Origin of the sequence: Bacillus sp. FSL K6-3431 (assembly GCF_038002605.1) — a bacterium.
Classification (GTDB): Bacteria; Bacillota; Bacilli; order Bacillales; family Bacillaceae_C; genus Lederbergia.
Map to the genome: position 1 here is coordinate 4662230 of NZ_JBBOCT010000001.1, position 24933 is coordinate 4687162.

General features: G+C 37.8%; 15 protein-coding genes. All 15 read left to right on the forward strand.

Annotation, left to right across the window (positions count from 1 at the left end):
* The first annotated feature begins 19 nt into the window (after positions 1 to 19).
* Positions 20 to 3100: a beta-galactosidase gene (locus MHB53_RS22230; protein ID WP_340922532.1), complete on the forward strand. Its 3081-nt coding sequence runs from the start codon at positions 20 to 22 to the stop codon at positions 3098 to 3100.
* 16 nt (positions 3101 to 3116) lie between these two features.
* Entirely contained in the window at positions 3117 to 3281 is a 165-nt protein-coding gene (locus tag MHB53_RS22235; protein ID WP_340922534.1) for a hypothetical protein, read from the forward strand.
* A 4-nt stretch (positions 3282 to 3285) separates the two neighbouring features.
* Positions 3286 to 4608 carry a glycoside hydrolase family 125 protein gene (locus MHB53_RS22240; protein ID WP_340922536.1) on the forward strand — a complete coding sequence of 441 codons (1323 nt, stop codon included), beginning with the start codon at positions 3286 to 3288 and terminating at the stop codon, positions 4606 to 4608.
* Between the two features lie 318 nt (positions 4609 to 4926).
* Positions 4927 to 5985, forward strand: a complete 1059-nt coding sequence (locus MHB53_RS22245; RefSeq protein WP_340922538.1) for a Gfo/Idh/MocA family protein — start codon at positions 4927 to 4929, stop codon at positions 5983 to 5985.
* Between the two features lie 22 nt (positions 5986 to 6007).
* Positions 6008 to 6868: a sugar phosphate isomerase/epimerase family protein gene (locus MHB53_RS22250; protein ID WP_340922540.1), complete on the forward strand. Its 861-nt coding sequence runs from the start codon at positions 6008 to 6010 to the stop codon at positions 6866 to 6868.
* Between the two features lie 257 nt (positions 6869 to 7125).
* Positions 7126 to 8124 carry a Gfo/Idh/MocA family protein gene (locus tag MHB53_RS22255; protein ID WP_340922542.1) on the forward strand — a complete coding sequence of 333 codons (999 nt, stop codon included), beginning with the start codon at positions 7126 to 7128 and terminating at the stop codon, positions 8122 to 8124.
* Positions 8121 to 9104 (forward strand): Gfo/Idh/MocA family protein, encoded by a 984-nt coding sequence (locus MHB53_RS22260; protein WP_340922544.1) that lies wholly within the window; start codon positions 8121 to 8123, stop codon positions 9102 to 9104. Before MHB53_RS22255 ends, MHB53_RS22260 begins: the two co-directional genes overlap by 4 nt.
* A 109-nt stretch (positions 9105 to 9213) precedes the next feature.
* Positions 9214 to 10002, forward strand: coding sequence for an endonuclease/exonuclease/phosphatase family protein (locus tag MHB53_RS22265; protein ID WP_340922546.1), 789 nt, complete (start codon positions 9214 to 9216; stop codon positions 10000 to 10002).
* Positions 10003 to 10235: 233 nt separating this feature from the next.
* On the forward strand, positions 10236 to 12572 hold the full coding sequence (locus MHB53_RS22270; protein ID WP_340922548.1) for a helix-turn-helix domain-containing protein: 2337 nt from the start codon (positions 10236 to 10238) through the stop codon (positions 12570 to 12572).
* 648 nt (positions 12573 to 13220) lie between these two features.
* Positions 13221 to 15905 carry a M60 family metallopeptidase gene (locus tag MHB53_RS22275; protein WP_340922550.1) on the forward strand — a complete coding sequence of 895 codons (2685 nt, stop codon included), beginning with the start codon at positions 13221 to 13223 and terminating at the stop codon, positions 15903 to 15905.
* A gap of 63 nt (positions 15906 to 15968) precedes the next feature.
* The gene (locus tag MHB53_RS22280) at positions 15969 to 16565 is read left to right on the forward strand and encodes a hypothetical protein (protein WP_340922551.1); all 597 of its coding nucleotides are present in this window, start codon (positions 15969 to 15971) and stop codon (positions 16563 to 16565) included.
* Between the two features lie 54 nt (positions 16566 to 16619).
* Positions 16620 to 17165: a signal peptidase I SipW gene (sipW, locus tag MHB53_RS22285; RefSeq protein ID WP_340922553.1), complete on the forward strand. Its 546-nt coding sequence runs from the start codon at positions 16620 to 16622 to the stop codon at positions 17163 to 17165.
* A 92-nt stretch (positions 17166 to 17257) separates the two neighbouring features.
* Positions 17258 to 17845, forward strand: a complete 588-nt coding sequence (locus tag MHB53_RS22290; RefSeq protein ID WP_340922555.1) for a CalY family protein — start codon at positions 17258 to 17260, stop codon at positions 17843 to 17845.
* Between the two features lie 286 nt (positions 17846 to 18131).
* A complete protein-coding gene (locus tag MHB53_RS22295) occupies positions 18132 to 21761 on the forward strand; it encodes a polysaccharide lyase family 8 super-sandwich domain-containing protein (protein ID WP_340922557.1) in 3630 nt (1209 codons plus the stop codon).
* A 113-nt stretch (positions 21762 to 21874) separates the two neighbouring features.
* Positions 21875 to 24802, forward strand: a complete 2928-nt coding sequence (locus tag MHB53_RS22300) for a M60 family metallopeptidase (protein WP_340922560.1) — start codon at positions 21875 to 21877, stop codon at positions 24800 to 24802.
* Positions 24803 to 24933 lie beyond the last annotated feature (131 nt).

Below are 24933 nucleotides of genomic sequence, written 5' to 3' on the forward strand. Positions count from 1 at the left end.
TGTAAAGGGTGGGAAAAGAATGAACAAAATTGTGTTGTTTTATGATGAGAGTTTTCCATATGCGGGAGAGCGGCCTAAAAAAACATATGTAGAAAAATTAAAAAGCCTATTCAAAGTTGTAACGGCAAGTGAATTAGAAGAGACACTAAAAGATCCAAAGATTGAAAGCTTTATCAATATACATGGACCATACTTTCCTAAACAAGCATGGCCAACTATATTGCAATATCTACAACAAGGAAAAGGCTTTGTCCATTTTGGCGGCATTCCATTTCGGATTCCATGTAATCTAATTGATGATTATTGGCAGAAAGAAAGAGAACAAACAGCATATCATATGCAGATTAATATTCATGAAGCGCTACAAGTGAAAACAGATCAAGTAAAAGTATTAAAAGCCAATGCCGATGTCCCACTTTTAAATGGGTATGAACAATTATTCACTATTGAGGATACATATCATTTTATTTTACATGTTTCAAAAGTAAGTACGATCAAAAATGAAATGGGTTCTAATGGTCCGATGGATGCAAGAATCTATCCATTAATGAAGGGGATTAGTCACGAGAACAGAGAAATCGCTTCCCCTGCTGTATTAATGGAAAATTATCGCGGGAATTTCACAGGTGGTCGGTGGGTATTTATTAACCAGCCATTGCAAGCTGTTTTTTGGCAAGATAAAGGGATCGACTTTATTGAAGCCGCTGCAAATTTTGTTTCTTTTGGCGTCACAGAAATATGGTTGAAAACAAACTATGCAACATATGAAAAAGGCGAACAGCCAGTCATTTCGCTACAATATCAGTCCATTGATAAACGTGAAAGGGAATGGACGTATGAAATAACGATCAGAAAAGATGACGCGGTGCAATATCATCATCTATTTTCTGCTACAGTAGATCAGCATTTAAACATCACGAAATTAATTCCGGATATTGTTGTTGAACCAGGTTTATTTGAAATGGACTGTATTTGTACATCTGCTGCCCAAGAAAGAATTGTGATAAGGCAAGGATTTTGGGGTGTCGATCATGCTTTATTAGAGCAGGGGGCACCTTTAACATGTGATCGTGACTATTTCCGAAAAGGGGAACAGCCATTTCCGATCGTTGGTATGACTTATATGACATCTGATGTTTCCAGGTACTTCCTCTATTTACCAAACCCAGCAGTCTGGGATCACGATTTTGCACAAATGAAAAGAGCGGGAATTAATTATGTGCGTACAGGAGCATGGTTTGCTTATCGAAATATGATGTTTGTTGATGGACATGTAGACGAAGAAGTACTTCGTGCACTCGATGCTTTTATATTAGCTGCTAAGAAACATGATATTTACGTAACACTATGCTTCTTTTCATTCACTCCAGAGACATGGGATGGAGAAAATCCTTACTTAGATCCACGAAGTGTAGAAGCGCAAAAAAGATTTATCGGCACAATTATTCAGCGCCATCAACAAACAAAAAATGTAAATTGGGATCTTATTAATGAGCCGTCTATGTTTGACCCTGACCGCGTCTTTTCAGGGCCAAAAACAAATCGAGATCGTTTTGAAAGACAAGCATATCAAACATGGTTACAGGAAAAATATGGATTAATTACAAAGCTTCAAGAAAACTGGAATGTTACATCAGCAGAACTGCCATCATTCTCTAGTATCAACCCACCTGAAACAAGTGAGATTAATGCACATATTCAAAATATGGCTACAGGGAAAAAAGGATTAAAATGGCTGGACTATACTCTGTTTACTATGGATATGCATAATAATTGGGCAAAAGAGTTGACAGCGACAGTCAAGCATTATACACCTAATCAACTAGTAACGGTTGGTCAAGATGAAGCCCTTGCTGGACAGCGTCCTTCTGCATTTTTCTATGAGGAAGTTGTTGATTATACAACGAATCATTCGTGGTGGTTGATGGATCAACTCCTATGGGATAGCATTTTCACGAAAACACCGAATAAGCCTAATTTAATACAGGAAACGGGCATCATGTATGTGGAACAACCTAATAATATCGCCAAACGAAGTGAGGAAGAGTTAAGAAATATTCTTGAAAGAAAATATGCTTACGCTTATTCAGGAGCAGGTGCTGGCGCGGTTCAGTGGATATGGAATACAAACTACTTTATGGATAATATTAATGAATCAAATATTGGTGCGTTAAGGGCAGATGGTACAGAAAAGCCGGAAACAAATGTATCTTATGACTTTGGTACATTCATGAAAGAAGTAGGACATATTTTTGAACATCGAGAACTAGAAGATATTGCTGTCATCTTCCCTTATTCAAATGATTTTTCAAACAGACGATTGGCATTTGATGCGACGACAAAATTAACGCGTGTGATGGCATACGAATTGAATATGCCATTCAGAGCGTTGAGCGAATATCATCTTGAATCACTGAGACAAGATACACCAAAATTGATCATTGTACCAAGTGCACATAATTTTCAATCAGCTGCATTTAATGAGCTTCTCAACATTGTCGAGGAAAAAGGATCGGTCTTATTGTTTACTGGACCTTTGAATCTGAATGAGTTTTGGGAAAAAACGAATCGTGCATCACATCTTGTTGGCGAAACGAAGACTAGCAATATAAGACGGGAAGAAATGATGGTGTTAAAAAATAAAGCGTATGGCTTATCATTCCCAGATTTACGAATCGCGGAAGTGATGAAAGAGGTTCCAATAGGCAGTGAAAAGGCAAATACTGTGTTAGAATATGCCATCGGTAAAGGAAAACTGATTTGGAGTCCCGCACCAATTGAATTGAATGAAAGAACGGAGCCATTGATTGCTTTATATAATTACGCAATTGACCAAGCGCATATTTCCTCACATTTAGAGTGGTTACAAGGCGACTATCCTGGTATATATGGGAGAAAACTATCGTTGAAAAATGCGGATTTATTTGTATTTGTATCTGAGTTTGGTGAGGATGCAACGGTAGAAATTAAAAATCCAACCAATAATGCAATCTTTGAATTTGTTCTTGAAGCAGACCGATCTGTTTTATTCGCAACAGATAAAGAAGGACATTTGATTGGGACATATCGTAAAAATGAAGTCGTAATTAAGACGAAATAATATGAGGTATAAATAAGTGGATAAAAGCACAAAAGTCCATTTCATATCCCATTCCCACACTGGGACCATGAGTGGTATATACCTTATAGAAGAAACAGGTAAAATAATGTATAAATCGAGTGTTCAAGAAATAGTAATGCCATATAAATTAATTACAATGGGCGGTAGCTTGGAGGTATAGAGAGATGAAACAAGAAACAACTATTCCAACATCATTAACAAATATTATTAAAATAGTAAAAGAAAAGTTTCCTCAAGATGAAAAATTACAGGAAATGTTTGAGCAATGTTTTATTAATACTTATGAAACAACGCTAAAACATCAAGATAATGGAACTACCTTTGTCATAACTGGAGATATTCCGGCAATGTGGTTACGTGACTCAGCAGCGCAAGTTCGTCCATATTTAATCGCGGCTGAAGAAGATCAATTGATAGCAGATATGATTAAAGGCGTGATTACTCGTCAATTCCAATACATTAATCAAGATCCATACGCAAATGCTTTTAATGAATCTGCAAATGGACAAGGCTATCAAACAGATGATACGGATATGTCGCCCATCGTTTGGGAGCGAAAATATGAAATAGATTCATTATGCTATCCTGTCCAACTCGCCTATCTTTTTTGGAAAGCGACAGGAAGAACAGATCATTTCGACCAATCATTTAAAGATGCTTTACAGAAAATACTACATGTATGGAAAACGGAACAGGATCATGAAAATGAATCACCTTATACTTTCGAACGTGACGATTGGAGATATTACGATACGCTTACGAGAGAAGGAAAAGGAAGCGAAACAGGAAAGACAGGGATGACATGGAGTGGTTTTAGACCGAGTGATGATTCATGTTTATACGGTTATTTAGTCCCTGCTAATATGTTTGCAGTAGTAGCTTTACAATATGCAGCAGAAATTAGCAAAGAAGTATTTGCTGATGCAACAGTACAAGCACAATGTGAGCAATTGGCAGATGAAATTAATCGTGGAATTGAAAAGTTTGGAGTGTTTAAGCATCCAATTTTCGGAGACATCTACGCATATGAAGTCGATGGACTAGGAAAATATAATTTGATGGATGACGCGAATGTGCCAAGTTTGCTTTCTATGCCTTATTTAGGCTATTGTGATTTCGATCAAGAAACATATAAAAATACGCGCAACTTTATTTTAAGCAGGGAAAATCCATACTATTATGAAGGACAAGCTGCAAAGGGAATTGGTAGTCCACATACACCAGGACAGTATGTTTGGCATATTGCACTATCCATTCAGGGTATGACAGCAACGTCGGAAGAAGAGCAGGAAAAAATCTTACACACGTTGGCAACGACAGATGGTAGAACTGGTTTCATGCATGAAGGATTTCACGCAGATCATCCAGAAAGATTTACTAGAGAATGGTTCTCTTGGTCGAATTCTATGTTTAGTGAATATGTACTAAGCTTGTGTGGTGTCGCAGTAAAAGGAAGCCCTTTATATAAAAGGTTGAGCCTCAAGTAAGCTGTCTAGTTATAAAAAGTATTACATTGAATATGGTTGAGATAGAAGGTCGGCTTTTTTATACTTCTTTCGTTCAAAGAAAGTATAATTTCGTAGACTAGTAGAAGGTGCTATAGTGAAATTGAAATACAGGGTGAGAGCACTGTAGTACCAATGATATCAAGCAATAAATTTCGATGGAATAGCAAAGATGATAAAAAACATTAAGTTTTTTAACAATAGCTAATCAATATTTACTATATTAATGGTTCAATCTCTACTATAATGAGAAATGAAAGAAAGCGTTTTAATATATAATAATTACTGGGAGTGAGAAAAGTGAAAAAATTAAAAATTGGTGTTGTTGGTGCAGGTTCATTATCAGAAGCGCATTTAGGTGCTTATAAGAAAAATCCAGATGTAGAGTTAATTGCAATTTGTGATTTGATGGAGGAACGAGCAAAAGCAAAGGCCGAAACTTACGATATTGCGCATGTATATACGGATTACCATGAAATGTTTAAAAACCCTGAGTTGGATGCTATTAGCGTTGTTACATGGAATAACACTCATAAAGAGATTTCTATAGCTGCCCTTGATGCTGGGAAACACGTCCTCTGTGAAAAACCATTATGTATGAATCATGAGGAAGCTTTAGAAATTAAAGCAGCTACGGAGCGCAGTGATAAGAAATTTATGGTTGGGTATGTTCGCCGACATGCTTCAAATGCAGTCATTTTAAAAGACTTTATCGATAAAGGGACTTTAGGAGAAATCTATTATGCAAAAGCATCGATTTTAAGAAGATTAGGAAATCCAGGTGGTTGGTTCTCTGATAAGTCACGTTCTGGTGGCGGACCTTTAATTGATATCGGTGTGCATGTTATTGACCTATCTTGGTATTTGATGGGTAGACCAAAAGTGAAATCGGTTAGTGCGAACACTTACAATAAATTAGGCAATCGTTCAAACATAAAATCATTATCCTTTTATAAAGCAGCAGATTATTCCCCGGAAAATGACGTAGAAGATTTAGCGAACGCTTTAATTCGTTTTGAGAATGGAGCTTCTTTAATGGTTGATGTGAGTTTTTCTTTACATATTAAAAATGATCAAAGTGGTGTAACAATTTTTGGGGATAAAGGTGGGGCAGAAGTAGAACCTAATTTATCTATCGTTCATGAAGCGAATGATATTATTCTTAATAGCACTCCACAGGTTGATCACGCAACTTTTGACTTCGGGGAAGGTTTCCAAAACGAAATCAATCATTTTGTGAATTGCTGCCTGACAGGGGAGAATCCTATTGGCGGGATTGATGATGGTGTGGAAATGATGAAAATATTAACAGCTATTTATGAATCTGCAGAGAAACAACAAGAAATAACATTTGAATAATTAATAATGGAGGGTTTAACCTATGAAACTAGGAATGAGTTCATATAGTTTGTTTCAAGCTATTAATAAAGGCGAAATGGATATTTTTGATGTGCTAGACTGGGTGAAAGAAATTGGTGGTGAGCACCTTGAATTAGTACCGATGGGATATGACTTTATTGAAACACCGGAATTAATTGACCAAGTAAAGGAAAAGGCTGCATCACTAGACCTAGATTTATCCAATTACGCTATTGGAGCAAATTTCATTTGTGACACAGATGAAGCTTTTGAACAAGAAATTGAAAGAGTGAAGCAACATGTTGATGTTTGTCATCAATTAGGTGTGAAATTCATGAGACATGATATTGCAAATCGTGAAGCGGACCAACGTACTTTAGATCAATTCACGAAGGATTTGCCTAAACTAGTTGAGGCTTGCCAACGAATCGCTGACTATGCACAGGATAAAGGGATTGTAACTAGTATTGAAAATCATGGATTCTATGTTCAAGCTAGTGATCGTGTCCAAGCAATTGTTCATCAAGTAAACCGCGAAAACTTTAGAACAACTTTAGATATCGGTAACTTTTTATGTTATGACGAAAATCCTTTAACAGCAGTGAAGAATAATTTGCCAATCGCTTCTATTGTACATCTAAAAGATTTCTATTATCGTCAAGATAAAATAAATCGATTTGGTGGATGGTTTGGTACTCATTTTGGAAATCAATTGCGAGGTGCGATTGTGGGTCATGGTGATCTACCGATGCCGAAAATTATTGAATTAATCAAAGCATCTGATTTTGATGGCTATATTACAATCGAATTTGAAGGCGTAGAGGAATGCAGATTTGGTGCGAAAGCATCTTTTGACTATGCGAAAAACCTTTTATTTTCATAGGACTTTGCACACGACGTGCTGACCTCTGTGTTGCTCACAGGATGTGAGCGATCCTAACAGAGGTTCCTTACCAGCGGTTCCTTTTTGACCGAGGTTCCTTACCTTAATAAAAGAGCCTAATTGCCAACGAAGAAATTCGCCATTTATCATTTGGTGACTTTTGGAAGAACCTCTATAATAACAGCTGTTACAAAAGAAAAGAAGGTCATACAAAAGGCTTTCTTTTCTTTTGTAGTAATGATGAAAGGGTGGATAAGATGAAGATTGCAGTTATCGGAATAGGGAAGTTGGGACAAAGACATTTAAATGTGTGGTCACAACTTAAGGGTGTTGAGATTGTCGGTATCATTGCACGTGATCAATCAAAGTTGCAAGAAGCAGCAGGGCATTATGGAACAACTGCATTTACTAGCTTTCAAGATTTACTTGCAGAAACGGATGTTGATGTTGTTGATATTTGTACGCCAACTGACACACATATTGAGTTTGTAAAACTAGCTGCAGAAGCGAATAAACATATTATTTGTGAAAAACCACTTGCATTAACGAGTGTGGAAGCAGAGGAAATGATACATATTTGCAAGCTGAATAATGTTCAATTACTCGTAGGTCATACCCTTCGCTTTTTCCCTGAATATGAAAATGCTAAGGAACAGATTGAAAAAGGTGCAATTGGACGTCCCGGCGTTATACGTATGTCTAGAGGAGTACCATATCCAACGAAGGAGAGAAGTTGGTATACGGATGAAAATAGAAGTGGCGGACTTTTTCTTGATCTAGGTATTCATGAATTTGAATGGATTCAAGCAACATTTGGTGATGTTCAAAGAGTGATGGCTAAGCATGTGAAGCATACAGAACCAACTGGGAAATCAATCGAGTATGGACTTGTTACGTTAAGAATAGCAGATGGAACGATTGTTCAAGTTGAACTTTCTTGGGCTGAAACAAAATTCCGCTCTTCATTTGAAATTACCGGCAACAAAGGCATGATTACTTATAATCATGATGATAGCAACCCAGTAATACTTGATACTCGTGACGAGGATTCAGCGGAAACTTTGCCAAAAAGCATGCTAAGAAGAGATCCATACGTACGTCAATTGGAACACTTTTTACAATGTCTTGCTGGGAAAGCAGAACCAATCGTTACTGCTACAGATGCATTAAAAGCGATTAGGATCGCTGAAGCTGCTAGAAATTCTGCTGCAGAAGGACAACCTGTAACTTTGTCTGAAGGAGGGCAAGTAAAATGAAAATAGGAATGATAAGTTTTGCTCATATGCATGCGCACAGCTATGCAGGAGGACTTTATAATCGGACCGATGTCGAATTATCCTATATTTGGGATGATAATGCAGCAAGAGGCCAAGAAATGGCGGAAAGATACAATTGTGCATTTATAGCAGATTTAGATGAGCTTTTACAAACGGATATCGAAGCGGTAGTCATTTGCTCGGAAAATGTGAATCACAAAGAGCATGTCATAAAAGCTGCTAAGGCAAAAAAACATATTTTATGTGAAAAGCCGCTAGCAACTGAAATCAAAGATGCAGAAGCAATGATTCAAACATGTGAAGAAGAGGGAGTAATTTTACAAGTTGCATATCCAGTAAGGTTTGCACCAGTGATGGAAAAAGTGAAAGCAACGATCCAAAGTGGTGCAATTGGAGAAGTACTAGCTATTAATGCTACCAATCATGGACTAATGCCAGGTGGTTGGTTTATCGAGAAAGAACTCTCCGGCGGTGGCTCAGCAACAGATCATATTGTCCATATTATGGATGTAATTCGCTGGATCTTCAAAGATGAAGTGAAAAGTGTGTATGCGGAACTTGATACAAGATTTTATGATATAGATGTAGAAGATTGCGGCATGGTGACGCTTGAATTGGAATCTGGGATGATCGTTTCAATTGATCCAAGCTGGTCAAGACCGAAAACATTCCCAACTTGGGGAGATGTTGTTATGCACTTTGTCGGGACGAAAGGTAATTTAACTGTGGATGCATTCAAACAACATTCACTGTTTTATAATGACAGCGAGGAAAAAATTCAGGAACTCCCGTGGTCGGAAGATATGGATGAAGGTTTAATCAATGATTTCATTAATTGTGTCAAAGTAAATGGTACTCCATCGATCACTGGTACAGATGGGCTTCGTACATTGGAAGTAGTCAAGGCCGCTTATCAATCGAATGAATTGAAAAAAGCTGTCATTCTTGAGCGTGTGTGAAGAAATGACATTTCTATTCGCAAAAATGACAAACTATAGCAATAAATCGTAAGTATGTGATGAACAAACCCTACTATCTAACATTCACTTTTTTGAGGAGGCATAACTAATGGAAAACCGTAAGAATCTTCGGATCATGACATATAATTTAAGGAATAATAGTGATGTACCCCCTAACTCCTGGGCGGAGCGCAAAGAATTAATTCTTGAATTGCTTCAGCGCGAATCCCCGGATATTATCGGTACCCAAGAATGCATGTATGCACAAGTACAGGATATGAATACGATGCTTCCCGAGTATGACACAATTGGTTTAGGCAGAGAAGGCGGAAGTAATGGTGAATTTATGGCGATTTATTTCAAAAAAAGCCGCTTAGAGGTTTTGGAATATAATCATTTCTGGTTATCTGATACGCCTGATACTATTGCTTCTTGCACATGGGGAAATGATGTTACACGGATGGTAACTTGGATTCGCTTTTTAGATCTTGAAACAGGTCAACAATTTTATCATTTGAATACTCATTTAGATCATATTTCTGTAAATGCTAGGGTGAAAGGCGCGGAACTAATCATCAAAAAAGTCACCTCATTTGATCCAGAGCTTCCAATTATTATTACTGGTGACTTTAATACAGAATCGAGCTCCGAGCCTCATCAAGTATTTTTAGAAAAAGGTAAGTTCATAGATACTTGGGATGCTGCAATAGAAAGAATCAACAAAGATTTAGGAACCTTCAATGATTTTAAAAATCCAACAGGTGGAAAAGATCGAATTGATTGGATTTTATGTCGGGGAAATGTGAAGACAGGATTCATTAAAATTATTAATGATCAACCAAAAGGGCGTTTCCCAAGCGATCATTTTCCGGTTATGGTTGATTTGGAAATTTGTTAGGAATATATTGCTAGTTAAGAATAACCTAATAGTAGACTCGTTTGGGCAAGCTGAACATCAGGAACTAAGTGAAGTTCTTAAACCTTAAAGAATAATAACTTGCATACGAATAATCGTTCTGGGCGCATGGATTGTTCATGCGCCTCTTGTTTTACTTGTATTGGATCAATAGATTTCTGAATATTATGCTAAGGGTGTTGTAAAGAGAAAAAGCTATAATATGGGGGATAAATATGTCTAAGAAATACAATAGTAAAAGTGTATTTGTCACGTTATTATCATCTTTTATTATCATTTTATTATTCCCAATTACAATTGAAACCTTGCTTTATAAAAGGATGGAGTCAATTATCAAAGATAATGCTGACCGCTCAAATGTAGCTATGCTTAAGCAAGCAAGCAATATGTTGGACAATGAGCTTCAACAAATAACTCATTTATCTGAACAAATATCATTTAATCCAAAACTTCGTTTTATTTTGAGCCAAATTAATTCAAGCGATGATAAAAATATAATTAGTTATTACAATTTTATGAAAGATATTAAAAACTATAATATCTCAAACACCTTTATTCATGACTATTATGTTTATTTACCAACAAAAGATATAATAATCACGCCCTCGGCAAAAACGGATTCCAAAACCTTTTACCAATATTTTTACGGCTATCAAGATATGAATTATGATGCATGGAAAAGGAGTATATTTTCAACGAATCAAGTTCAAAAATATATTCCTTCAACTACAGTCTTTGAGGGGCTATCGTTAAGTCCTGAACCAATTATTACCTACTTGCAACCTCTCCCATATGGAGAGATCAAGAATCCAAGAGGTTATCTAGTCATTTTAGTAAATGAACAAATCATTAGAAATATCTTGAAAAATCTTGAATGGGCAAACCAAGGAGATATGTATATTCTGGACAATCAGAACAATGAAATTATGACAACAGGAGATAATGAACACTCCTTCAAAGAGCTTGGTTTAAATCTGAATGATGGGAATGGTATATTACAACGCAAAGTTGATAATGAAGATATGATTGTGTCCTATGTTGTGTCACAGAAAACTGGTTGGAAATACATTTCTGTTGTTCCAAAATCTCTCCTTATGGAAAAAGTAAATACTGTCAAAGTATGGGCTATTTCCTTATTAATATTTTGTTTGGGAGGCGGTTTCATTGTTTCATATTATCTTGCTTATCGCCATTATATTCCGGTCAAGGATCTTGTTAGTTCCATTGTAAAAAAGAGACGCGGGGACAAAGATTTACACTTAAATGAATATCATATCATTAAAGAATCGCTTAACGACACTTGGGATGCCGAAAGAGAGTTGAGGGCTGCCCTTATAGAACAAACACCACAAATTAAAGCTAATTTTTTAACACGCTTAATAAATGGTTTTGTCGACCAATCAACCATTACACCGGAATCATTAGAATTTATGGATCTCGAGTTTAGTAGTAGAAGATTTACTGTTTTTGTGATTGATGTGGAAGATTGTGGGCGCTTTGCACAACAAAATTCTGAAAAGCAGTGGGCTATTATCAGATTTATGATAAGTAATATAAGTGAGGAACTTGTAAAAGAGAGCCATAACGGATTTATTGTTGAGCTAGACCAGAAACGGTTAGGCGTTATCTTGAATGTAAATGATGATCAAAATCCACAGTTTGCTATCGACAAAATGGTATTAAATCTGAAAGGAATAATTGAAGAGCGGTTTGAGATTATTATCTCGATCGGGATTGGTAATGTTTATGAAGGTATGGAGAATATCGTTAAAACGTATAGAGAAGCCGTCCAGGCTCTAAAATATCGGATGATTAAAGGGAACAGTAGAATTATCTATTTCCATGAAACGAATGAAGCGGAGGATGATTATTATTATCCGGCAGAAATTGAAGGGCAGCTGATCAATTTCATTAAAATTGCAGATATCAAAAATGTCGAAAATATTCTTGATAACGTATTTAAAGTGAACTTTGAATCACGCAATATTTCACTTCAAATTGGAAAATGCCTATTTTTTAATATTATGAACACGCAACTGAAAATTTTGAATGACATAAAAGTCAATTATGATAGTATTTTTCCACTAGAACAGGACCCTGTGAAACAATTATTGGAATGTCAAACAGTAGAAGAAATGCACTTTAAAATGAAAGATATTTATAGAAAGCTTTGCAATTACATTAAAGACAATCGGTCAAATCAAAGCGATCGTTTATTGAATAATATCATTCAGTATATCGAGAGCCATTATGCTGATAATACGTTAAGTTTGACGTTGATAGCAGCGGAAATGAATATAACGCCACAATATTTGTCAGCCTTTTTTAAAAAGCATAAAGGGGAAAATATTACGGAATGCATCGCAAAGGTACGATTAGCCTATGCAAAAAGTCTGCTAGCAGATGAAAAACTAACGATTTCGCAAATTGCCAAACAAATTGGCTATTCCAATGATATTGGATTGATACGATTATTTAAAAAATATGAAGGGATAACTCCTGGCAATTATCGTTCGAGATTTAATGATAAAGATACAGTATCTAACCGATGATTGGTGTGAAAGTAAGATTTTTTAGAAAAAGTTTAATAAAAGAAAGTCTATATTAAAATTTGATAGTCACCTATTTTATAATTGTATAGCGAATCTTAAGGATGGGTTATTTACAGGGTTGAGCGCATATGTGAGTATGGTGATGTGATCTAAAAGGTTAAAATTGGAAGGGGAGGGACAGAAAAACACCTTGATCTTTTGGGATGAAACCATCTGATATCCATGTAGGGAGGCTAGATTATTCAGAAATATGTATTAAAAAAGATAGTAAAATGGTAGCGTTTACAAAGTAGGAGGAAATCACAGATATCCATGTTGATTTCCAGCAATTATTCATAGTAAGGTGATCGGTAAAGTTGATTACCATGAAAACGAAGGAAGAATAATCTTGATAACTAATGCTAATAGCACAAATAAATCTGGGATGAATAGGGATCTATTGTAAGGATTGAGAAATGAACAGTTTCCTTTTTTGAAAGCGCTTTAAAAATAGATAAAAAGCGAAAAAGGATAATAACTGAAATGGGTGGATGCCATTTTCCAATCGAATAATGATGTACGGATTCTTTTAGTTGAAGGAAGAAGCGAGTATGTTGCCCTCACTGATAATGGCATATATCTACTGATAATGAATTTGGAGGAATTTATTTGAAAAGGAAATGGGTTACAGCTATGTTGGCTGGAAGTCTTATTGTACATCTATCAATCCCATCTACTCTGAGCATTCATCCATATGCAGCTACAACAGATGCGGGTGATTTAACAGGACAGGAACAATTGCGAAAGGATCTTGATGTGTTTTATAAAGACCTAAAGGGGTTCCCTACTTATTCGAGTTCACACGCAGGTGGCATAAGTGCTATCGGAAATAACGCATTTCCTATTGCGATTAACCCCGATACTATTCCTTTTGTTGGAGCTTCGAGGTATGGAGAAGGAAGAGTATTTGCGGCGGGGTTAAGTGAGTACTTTGATTTTTCCAAGGAGGATGCGGATAAAACAGCAGTTTTAAATAATATCCTTAAGTGGGTTACAAGTAAGGATAAACAGCTTCCTGACCATTTAACGTACGAAGATGCATTAAAGGGAAATGGGGAAATCATGATGGTTACGAATCGCGAAATTCCCGTCAGCTCTGACTTGCCAATTCAACTTGAACACGTAGATAACTTCCTGGCAATCAAACTTGATCCATTAAAACATCAAGTTATTTATGTGAACAATTTCCACCAGCCACTTTCGGATGAAGAGGTTACAGTATTACTTGAATATGTGGAACAAGGAGGAGCAGTTATCTTTGGTGAAAAGGGATGGGTAATGGAAGGACACCCAAAAGAATGGATGGCTAATACAAACAATAAGCCAAAGATTTCTGATTATGGTATTCAGAAATTTCTTAATGAAGTTGGTCTGTCTCTAAGTAACGTTATTGCAACTACGAAGACAGCTACACTACCATTACTTCCTATAGAAAAAATACAAAACTATTATGTGCCGACCCTTATTGACAAGGCAAAAGCAATTGAAAACGGAACGTTGGATCCTGATACTCTAATTATCGGTCCAGAAGGTGCTGATTCTACGAAAAAGAAGGAAGTCATTGCACAGGTCGTCAGTGGAACAGTCAGTAGTTTAGTAGAGGAACATCCTCTATTACAACAGATGAAGTTGGATTTGAAACAGCTTGAAGTAACTTGGCCGTTTATAAAAAGTGATTATCCATATTCCAGTGCCCTGTTAGCTTACCAGGCTAATGAAGCCTCACTGGGTGTAGATGGCGAAAAGTCACCTTATGCCGACCATTTTCCTGGTCCGGTTCCTGAGGACGCAACGATAATCCAAAACAAGGAAATAGAAGTTGATTTTGATTATCAGGATAATAGCTATCTTCGTATGGCGTATCCGCCCGGGACTTGGATTAGTACTGGCCTTTATGCACCAGCAGGTCAATCAATCGAGATTGATGTGCCTGAAGGAGTTGAGGACTTATATGTACAGATAGGTTCACATACGGATGTGTTAACTGGTAAACCCACATGGAGTCGGATGCCTTTTGTCGCATTAGAAGAAAAGCTCGAATCTGGAACTAACCAAATTAAAAGCCCTTATGGGGGAATCGTGTATCTTATACCGAAAGTAGAAAAACCAAGTACAAAAGCTTCAATAAATATTAGTGGAGCAGTTTCTTCTCCTTCATTTATAAGAGATCAAACAACAAATGAAGAATGGCACAGTTCTGTTAAGAATAACCCTGCCCCTTGGGGAGAACTAATAGGAAAGCATGTTATTTTTACACTGCCAAAGGAATCCTTATTGGCCATTAAGAACCCAGAAGCAATCATTGAGCATTGGGATAAAGTTGCTGAGAGCTACGATACATTTGTTGGGATTGATCCAAATTCTCCTCTTCCACATAAAGGTTTGGATAGGCAGCACCGTTATGTGGCTGATGTCCAAATTAGCGCAGGCTATATGCATGCCGGCTACCCTATGATGATACCAGTTGATCCGGCTGCTTCCCATGTGGTAGACCCAGAACTGGCTTTAGTTAGAGGATGGGGATTCTGGCATGAAATGGGCCATGAATATCAACAAAACGCTTGGAAGTGGGGAGATATTACAGAGGTTTCTGTTAATATCTATACGCTTTACATTCAGGAGAAATTCACTGACGTACAAAGACTTTTGCAAAAAAGCAGCGATGGAAAATCTCATTATGACCGGGCACTCGAGTTTGTATCCAATCCAGCCCCTTCAAAGAAATTTACAGATATAGAGGGAATGGATCAGCTTGTATTCTTTAAACAACTACAATTGGCATATGGATGGGACTTTTATACAGACCTCCATATCGCTTACCGAGAGATGGATAGCAAAGAGATTCCAACAACAGATCAGCAAAAGAAAGACATGTTACTTTATATGACGTCTAAGACATCCGGATATGATCTAGTGTCATTCTACCAAAAATGGGGATGGAGTATAACGGATGAGGCTATACAAAAAGTAAAAGATCTCAATTTACCAGTACCTACAGTTCCCGTTGAGACATTACACGAAATACCTGTTGAGACCGTGGATGATCTGATTAAAGTTGTCGAGCAATTCGAAAAGGGAGGAGAATTCGAAAATAAAGGTACTCCCCGCTCTTTGAAGATCCATTTAACAGCAGTGGGTCGTTACGAAAAGCAGGAAGCATCTGAAAAGGTGCTCAAACACATGGAAAGTTTTAAATTGATGCTGGACCATCAGAAAGAAAACGAGTTGATTTCCGAGAAGGCATATAAAAGGCTCAAGGCCGATGCTGATTCATTAATTTCGAAGTGGCAGTGAAAAGATATAGGTGAATTTTCTTCCTGTGGCAGCGATTGATTTGTCACAGGAAGACTTTAAAAAGTGACATGGAGGTTAGGTTTTGGGATTTCCTCCATCCGGATTGTCGGGAGGGGGATTACAATAGAGAGTTATCGTTTTTCCAAAAAAGATCGGAGCTTGGATAAAAAAGGGACAAACAAACCCCTTCAGATATTCGCTCTATTATATTCGTTATTGTTAATCGTCTCACAACTAACTTCGCCGACTGGTGCTTCTTTTCATGATGCAACAAATATTGGAGGGACTCTTTCAGCTGCCGAGGTTTTTAATGAAGCTGAATTGGAGAGCCCACTTCAAGAAAATAAGGGTGACCAGCAAAAAGAGACGAGCAGTGACGACCAAAATCGGGACGAAATCGTTGACAATGAAAGCGAAGAGCAAGTTCTGGACAAAATCGTTGACAATGAAAGCGAAGAGCAAGTTCTGGACAAAGTCGTTGAGAATGACAGCGCAGAACAAGATCGCAGTGTAATGGAAAAAAATCTCGATTCGACTAAGAGCTCTGAGGTTCAGGGCGGTCAGGATGATTCAGAAACCAAGGAGAGATCGGATCCATCTTCTAAACTTGAAAATCAAGATGACTCTCAACTAGATAGTGGGAAGGGAGATGTTAAATAGGACAAGCCTTGATATTCCTGCTGTAAATTCAAATGGATCGGAGTGATAGTGAAAATGAAAGGGAAAATCATTCTAAGATGGATTAGTAATATCATCACAACAGTGTTGATTATCCTGCTGGTCAGCACAGTTTTCGTTGTGATTTCTTCTAGAGCTTCGGGAGGGGAACCAAGTCTGTTCGGTTACCAATTAAAAACGGTCTTGTCCGGTTCCATGGAGCCTGAGATACAGACAGGTTCGATCATTATGATTCAATCAACCAAAGATACGAAAGATTTTAAAAAGGACGATGTGATCACTTTCAGAACGATCGAAAATATGATAATTACGCACCGGATCGTAAAAGTCGAAAACTCCGGCCAACGCTATATCACTCAAGGCGATAACAATAATGGACCTGATGTAGAACCAGTACTTGCTCAAAATATCGTTGGACAATATTCAGGATTTACCATACCAAATGTAGGTTATATGCTTCATTTCGTTAATACAAAGTTAGGTGCTGCATTGTTATTGATCATACCAGGCCTATTATTTCTTGGACATGCGGTTTTAACGACTAGGCGTGTGTTACGTCTCGTTGAGCTCCAAAATAATTGATTGAACATGAATGAAAAATAGGTGACTGCGCTTATTATGGAACTTAATTATATAAGGCGTTCGCATCATACAAAAAATGAGGAGGAAGAAATATGAATATCAAAAAGCAACTTAGCATGGGTCTGATGTCTGCGGTACTCGGTGTGACTTTAATAGGGGGAGGCACATACGCGTATTTTAGTGACAGTGTGAAAACGAACAACACATTTGCAGCGGGAACTCTGGATCTTGCTGTCAATCCTACACAGGTGATTAATGTAGACAACATCAAGCCCGGTGACTCTTTTATTCGTGATTTTGAACTTCAAAATAATGGTACTTTAGATATTGGAAAAGTACTGTTGGAAACAGCTTATACGGTTAATGATGCAATAGGAAACAACACAGAAGACCTTGGCAAATATATTGAAGTGGAGTTTTTATATAATGCTGATAAGTTGGATGAAGTCATATACAAAACGACATTAACTGAACTGAAGGAGATGACGCCGGAAGCAGTGAATGAACGTGTTTTTGAACCGATTTTTGAGGAGCAAGGACTTCCAGTGGGTTCAATGGATGACCTCATTGTCAAATTTAACTTTATTGATAATGGAGAAAATCAAAATGAATTCCAAGGGGATTCATTAAATTTAACTTGGACATTTAATGCACAGCAAACAGAAGGGGTGCAAAAATAACTGACGCGTTAATGTAGTGGATATAGTTTTTGTTAGTTATAGCCATATTTAAGGCGTTACAAAGAAAAGCTCCTGTATACCTTTTATCTTGTTGGGTGTAAGTTTATACTTTTAATCTAGGTTAGGAAAAAGCAATGGTTTTTGATAAAAAACCGTTGCCTTTTTTGAAAGGCAATCTATCAGCTATTGAATTGCATTTTGTTTCTATCATAGAAAGGATTTAGATAAGGCTCCTCAAAACGTATTGTCAAAATATTTATAAAATACAATTTAGAGGTGAATTAAAATGAAAAAAACTGTAACTATATTTTTAGGTATTTGTTTAATATTCGGCTTAGTGAATCTTCACCCAGCTATATTTGTCAGTGCAGAAGGCGGAACCAAAGACAATCAAATCGTTAATGGCAATTTTGAAAAAACGATAATTACAAAGAAAAACATATGGGCAAATAACGTGGAACCAGATGGATGGGGAGTATGGATTCCCAGTGGAAAGCCACAATTATCTATCGACCATGAGGAGTATCGTGAAGGCAGTCAGTCCATACGCATTGATGCTCCAACAAACAGCAGGGCGGACGTTTTACAGGATGTGCCGATTATTCCAGGAAGTAACTATAAGTTCAAGGTTTGGATCAAAACCGATAAAGTAGAGGCTTCCTTGGGAGGCGTATTCGTTCGAACACAGTATTTGGATAATCAAGGCAAGAAAATTAGTGACGGACCAAGTACAGATAAATTAACAGGCACCAATGGTTGGGCTTTACATGAGATGAATGTACCAGCTCCGGAAAATGCAAGTAGGTTGCGAATCGAGCTTTTCCTAGAAACCGCCACGGGAACTGTTTGGTTTGACGACGTAAATTTGGAGGAGACAGATGAAGTGTTCTTATCAGGATTCGCACTGAAGCAAAGTACGATCACAATGGAGAAAGGAGAATCTATTTCTTTAACCCCGCTCTTTACACCTGAGACTGCCACTGACAAAACCGTGTTTTGGGAATCAACAGATTCAGATGTTGCATTAGTAGATGATCAGGGGAATGTAACGGCTAAAGATAATGGATACGCCACAATTAAAGCGACGACACAAGATGGGGGATATATAAGTGAAACACTAATTAGCGTTGAATCCCCTGAAACGATACAAGCATATAATGAGGTGCGGTTGAATTGGTTCAACAAATTAACGGGTAATGATTTATACGACCCAGAAGATGCGGATGTTGCCGCATATATTTCTAATTTGAATGAACGTATAACCAATTCCGATAATACTGGTCGCTGGGATACGTTAAATAAATCTTTGGATCGGGATTTTTTATGGGATTTCTTGCAAAGCAAGACCGACTCCAGTCAAATTTCACATGCTTTCGGTATTATCAGGGATATGGCTATGGCTTATTCAATAAAAGGGTCGAAATTGTATCATCATGAAGAACTTCGAGATGATATTATCGGAGCTTTGGAGTGGATGTATGATAACCGATACAATGAGCGTAAAAAAGAGTATGGAAATTGGTGGGATTGGGAAATTGGAACACCTCAGATTTTGAATAATATTGTGGTTCTTATGTATGATGATTTAACCTCTTTGCAAATTGCTAACTATATGGGAACGATTGATCAGTTTGTACCAGACCCTACAAAAAGGGTAGCAAATTCTGGTGTTACAGAAACAGGAGCTAATTTGTTGGATAAGGCCCTTGTTGTTACCCTAAGAGGTGTTATTGGTAAAAGTGGTGCAAAAATCAATCAAGGAAGTGACTCCATTGGTGACGAGTTTCGGTACGTTGACCAAGGGGATGGGGTATATAAGGATGGATCTCTTGTCCAACATTCTGTGATAGCGTATACCGGAAGTTACGGATCTGTTTGGGTAAACCGTGCGGCAGACATGCTGTATTTATTAAGAGAATCCCCTTGGGCTGTTACAGATCCTAATGTCAATAACGTATATAATTGGGTAACAGATTCCTTTGAATCACTGATTTATAAAGGTGCCATGATGGATATGGTTCGAGGACGAGCCATATCTAGAGAAAACGAAAGGGATCGCCAGAGTGGTAAAGGTACGATTTTAAGTCTGCTCCGCTTGGCCGAAGCGGCACCACCGGAAAAAGAACTATTGATCAAGCAAATGGTAAAAGAATGGATTGAGGAAGACAGCGTAATCGACAATTATGCTGAAGGTCTACCAATTTATGAAATGAACCTAGTCAAATCTCTTATAAATGATTCTTCCATTAAACCAAGAGGAGAATTGATTAAGAATCAAGTATTTGCTGGGATGGATCGAGTTGTACATCTACGACAGGAATTTGGATTTGGCATCAGTATGTTTTCTAACCGGATATCGGCATTTTCGTACGGAAACGGAGAAAATAAAAAAGGGTGGCATACAGGCACTGGTATGACATATTTATACAACGACGATCTTACTCATTACAGTAATGATTTTTGGCCAACCGTCGACAGTGAACGATTACCAGGTACGACAACAGATCGATCGAAAGGAACATTGCAGGATTGGCGAGCTTATCATAATCCCAAAACATGGGTTGGAGGCTCGTCCATGGATGGAATTTATGGTGCGGCCGGAATAGACTTCTCATTGGAAAAATCGACGGGAAGTACATTACAAGGGAAAAAGTCATGGTTCATGTTCGATAATGAGGTAGTTGCTATCGGATCGGGAATTACAAGTACAGATAACCGTCAAGTAGAAACGATTATCGAGAACCGTCAACTGAACGACAGCGGAGATGATCAGCTGATGATAAATGGAAAAATCAAATCGGACCAACTGGGATGGTCAGAAACAGTGGATGAGGTAAAATGGGCTCATTTGGAAGGCAAAGTCTCAAGTTCCGATATTGGCTATTTCTTCCCGGGAAATTCGGAAATATCTGGTTTACGTGAATCCAGAACCGGTTCTTGGAATGATATCAATAACGGAGGTTCCAAGACACCCGTTACTAGGAATTATCTGAGTTTGGCTGTAGATCACGGGCTAAACCCAGAGGCAGGAGCGTATTCATATATTCTCTTACCGAACAAGAATGCAGAGGCAACGGAACGCTACAGTCTAAATCCAGATGTGACCATACTCAGTGACACTTCGGATTTACATGCAGTAAAAGAGGATACCCTTGGAATCACAGCGGCTAATTTCTGGAACGCGGGAACTGTAGATATTATTACATCAGATAACCCGGCCTCTGTCATGGTAAGAGAGGAGAATGGGGAGGTAGCAGTTGCTGTTTCGGATCCAACGCAAAGGCAGAAGAAGGTCACGATTGAATTGGATAAAGCAGAACTATCTTTAGTTAGTCAGGATGATACAGTTGACGTTTTGCAGACTTCTCCCACATTAAAGCTAGAAATCAATGTAGCTAGCTCTATTGGGAAAACACATATTGTAAGATTCAAAGATACGTCTGATCCTGAACTAGATAAGCGAGTGTTGGAAGAGTTACTAGAAACTGCAGCGATCATATCGAACGACAATGGTGAGTATACAGAAAAATCTTATGAATCTTTACAACAAGCGATCAAGTTAACAGAAGAAGCTTTGGAAAGCAGTAAATCGCAAGAAGATCTAGATACGGCTGTGAAAGTTCTGCAAACAGCGGTTGATTGGTTAGTACCTGCGAAAGACATAAGTGTATCATGGCTTCTCGATGTGCTTGAAGAATACAAAGAAGATTTATCGGAGGACGTCACTCGTGCTTTAAACATACATTTAACAGCGGTGGCTCGTTACGAAGAGCAGGAAGTAGCTAAAAAGGTGGTTAAACACATGGAAAGCTTTAAATTATTGCTTGACCAGCAGAAAAGAGACGATTTAATTTCTGAAAAGGCGTATAACAGGCTTCTGGATGGTGCTGACTCTTTGATTATGAAGTGGCAATAAAATCAAGTATCCCTCGTGGTAATTATGATCATGGGGGATCTTAACAAATAACACGAAGGTTAGGTTTTACGCTATTTCCTTTTTAAAAAATAATATCGAGATTAGGTGAGTAAATGTTAAGGAAGATAATATATTCATACTCAACAATTCTTTTATTTAGTTCGGTACTTTTTCTTTCAGAAAACGTAATGGCTAATACTATGGATCATGAAGTAGGCTATCAAACCTCCTCGTTAGAGAGTGATTATGTTTTTTTTAACAAAGATTTAGAAGCGGGAATCCCTGTTATTCCAGGAAGTGGAGGAGTAGCAGCTTTGGGTGATGGAGCGTTTGTCGTCAATGTTCCAGAGGCTATTCCAAATATTGCAGCTGCCACCTATGATAAAGGAAGAATTGTGTTAGCGGGTGATTTAAGGTATTTTTCTCTTAAAAATAATGAGGAACCGCTTAGTCTGCTTAGCCGGAATATCCTGCTATGGTTGACTGATAAATCGATTATAGACAACGGAAATGGAAGCAAATACACTGGTCGATATGCAGAAGCACTAACCGGAAAGAAAAAGTTAAAATTGGTTACGAACTCTGAAAAGCTAAATATCGATCCAGCTCTCCCTATCGAAATTGTCAAAGTTGAAAAATTGGATAAAAGTGCATTAAATCCAAATAAACATACAGTAGCCTTCGTTGATGAAACTGTTAAAGGGGATGAGCTCCCGATACTTGAGAAATATATACAACAAGGCGGAAATATCATTGCTGCGATAAATGGCGGAGATTTAGAAGGAATTACAAGAAACACTCCGGTAGAGAAGCGAGCTCAGCTTGGGAACTGGAGAGGCATCCGAATCAACCAGCATTATCCTATACAAAGTTTATTGAATCGTTTCGGTTTATCATTGCTCAACAGCAAAACCAGTCCAACTGTATTCACAAGTAAATTAACGATAGAGGAGATTCAGGAAAATCACATTTTAAATAGATTACAAGAAGGAAAGTCAATTGAGGAAGGTGCCTTGGGCTATGAAGATATTAATCTGGGGCCAACCGGAACAGATAACACGAAAAAACAGAAATTGTTATTAGATGTATTAAATGAGACGTTGGAAACAATAACAGAGGAATCTACGCTTTATCAATGGGCAATAAAGGAATCTGCTTCATATGGAAAAGTTGAGTTTCCTATTAAACGGGTGGAAATGCCATATCGTAATTCACTTTTAAACTTTCAATTTACACATTTTACAATTGACGCTGGAAATGAAAAGTCTCCATATGCTGATGAGTTTCCGGGAAAGGTATCTGAAGATGCACAGCTTGTTCATAATAAAATGGTATCTATAAACATTTCAAATCCTGATCTTATGTATGCCCGGGCATTGCCGAGCAAAAATTGGAAAAGCACAGGTCTGTACGCTCCTCCAGGTAAAGATGTCACGATTAATGTACCAAAAGGTGTCCAGAACGTAAGTGTGCAAATTGGTTCGCATGATGATGAGATAAATGGATTATCTGAGTGGAAAAGAGTACCTAATATCGTTCATTTTAAGAAACTTGTTCCAGGGGAAAACGTCATTAGTAGTCCTTATGGAGGTTTGATTTACTTTATTCCGATGATGACCGATACGCCGGAACAGATCGTTGATTTTTCAATTAGCGGCGCTATAGAAGCACCTTATTATGAAATTGGAAAAACAACGGACCAGGAGTGGCAGGAAATCCAGGCAAGAGGTGCAGTCGCTCCATTTGGTGAATTAAAAGCTGATCAATTGATTATTACTCTTCCTTCTGAGTATTTACTAGAGTTGGAGGATCCAGAACGTATCGCTGGTTTATGGGATGATATCATTTCAGATTATGATAAGCTCGCTGGGCTGGACTTTAATAATGAAATGCCAAATAAGAAGTATCCCATCCCTTTCCGAATTGTTTTGGATAAACAAATCAAGGGAGGATTAATGCACGCAGGAAGTCCTATCATGGCACATATTGAATATGGTTCGACTAATTATGCTTCTTCTATTGTAGATGAGTCATATATCAAACATCATGCATGGGGTTTCTGGCATGAAATAGGACATGAATATCAGCAGGCACCGTGGACCTGGGGAGATTTCAGTGAGGTTACAGTGAATCTTTTTTCTCTATTAACAGATGAAAAGTTTAATAACCCATCACGATTACTAGATGTAACCAATGGAAAAGATTCATATGATAGCGCTTTGGAGTTTGTTACGGATCCTAATCCAGACAAGCTTTATAAGCAAATAGGAAACTTTGAAAGATTGGTCATGTTCCAGCAACTTAGAATGGTATATGGATGGGATTTATACACGGAGGTTTTTACTGCTTACAGGGAAATGGATGACCAACAACTTCCGAAAGCAAATCAGGATATGATAGATACGTTCGTTATATTAGCATCAACAACATCTGGGGAAGATTTAATCGAATTTTTCTCCAAATGGGGAATTTATATTTCTGGGGACGCTGCCCGCGATATTGAAGCATTAAATTTGGACAAACCTGAATCAGAAATCTGGCTTTTACGAGAAGAAAAGGATACGCCTGATCCTGAAATAGATAAGCGAGTGCTGGAAGAGTTACTGGGAACTGCCGCGGCCATATCGAACGACAATGGCGAGTATACAGAAAAATCTTATGCATCTTTACAACAAGCCATCAAGTTAGCAAAAGAGGCTTTGGAAAGCAGTAAATCGCAAGAAGATCTAGATACGGCTGTGAAAGTTCTGCAAACGGCGGTTGATTGGTTAGTACCGGCGAAAGACATAAGTGCATCATGGCTTCATGATATGCTTGAAGAATACAAAGATGATTTATCGGAGGATGTCACTCGTTCTTTACGCATACATTTAACAGCGGTGGCTCGTTACGAAGAGCAGGAAGTAGCCAAAAAAGTGGTCAAACACATGGAAAGCTTTAAATTATTGCTTAACCATCAGAAAAAAGACGATTTAATTTCTGAAAAGGTGTATAAGAGGCTTCATGACGGTGCTGATTCTTTGATTATGAAGTGGCAATAAATGATAAACAGCTTAAGCCCCCACCTTTAAGCGAAGCGTAGGCGGGAGTTACCAATCAGGTGGGGTAAAAATCCTACCTGGTTCTATACGATGTTCATGATTTTAGGCTGACGATTGTTCACAGAGGAAAT

What these genes read in the sequence shown, in the direction of transcription:
- MHB53_RS22250 (WP_340922540.1), top strand. Translation starts at nt 6,008, where the DNA reads ATGAAACTAGGAATGAGTTCATATAGTTTGTTTCAAGCTATTAATAAA.
- MHB53_RS22290 (WP_340922555.1), top strand. Translation starts at nt 17,258, where the DNA reads ATGAATATCAAAAAGCAACTTAGCATGGGTCTGATGTCTGCGGTACTC.
- MHB53_RS22230 (WP_340922532.1), top strand. Translation starts at nt 20, where the DNA reads ATGAACAAAATTGTGTTGTTTTATGATGAGAGTTTTCCATATGCGGGA.
- MHB53_RS22260 (WP_340922544.1), top strand. Translation starts at nt 8,121, where the DNA reads ATGAAAATAGGAATGATAAGTTTTGCTCATATGCATGCGCACAGCTAT.
- MHB53_RS22300 (WP_340922560.1), top strand. Translation starts at nt 21,875, where the DNA reads ATGTTAAGGAAGATAATATATTCATACTCAACAATTCTTTTATTTAGT.
- MHB53_RS22255 (WP_340922542.1), top strand. Translation starts at nt 7,126, where the DNA reads ATGAAGATTGCAGTTATCGGAATAGGGAAGTTGGGACAAAGACATTTA.
- sipW (WP_340922553.1), top strand. Translation starts at nt 16,620, where the DNA reads ATGAAAGGGAAAATCATTCTAAGATGGATTAGTAATATCATCACAACA.
- MHB53_RS22270 (WP_340922548.1), top strand. Translation starts at nt 10,236, where the DNA reads ATGTCTAAGAAATACAATAGTAAAAGTGTATTTGTCACGTTATTATCA.
- MHB53_RS22240 (WP_340922536.1), top strand. Translation starts at nt 3,286, where the DNA reads ATGAAACAAGAAACAACTATTCCAACATCATTAACAAATATTATTAAA.
- MHB53_RS22265 (WP_340922546.1), top strand. Translation starts at nt 9,214, where the DNA reads ATGGAAAACCGTAAGAATCTTCGGATCATGACATATAATTTAAGGAAT.
- MHB53_RS22295 (WP_340922557.1), top strand. Translation starts at nt 18,132, where the DNA reads ATGAAAAAAACTGTAACTATATTTTTAGGTATTTGTTTAATATTCGGC.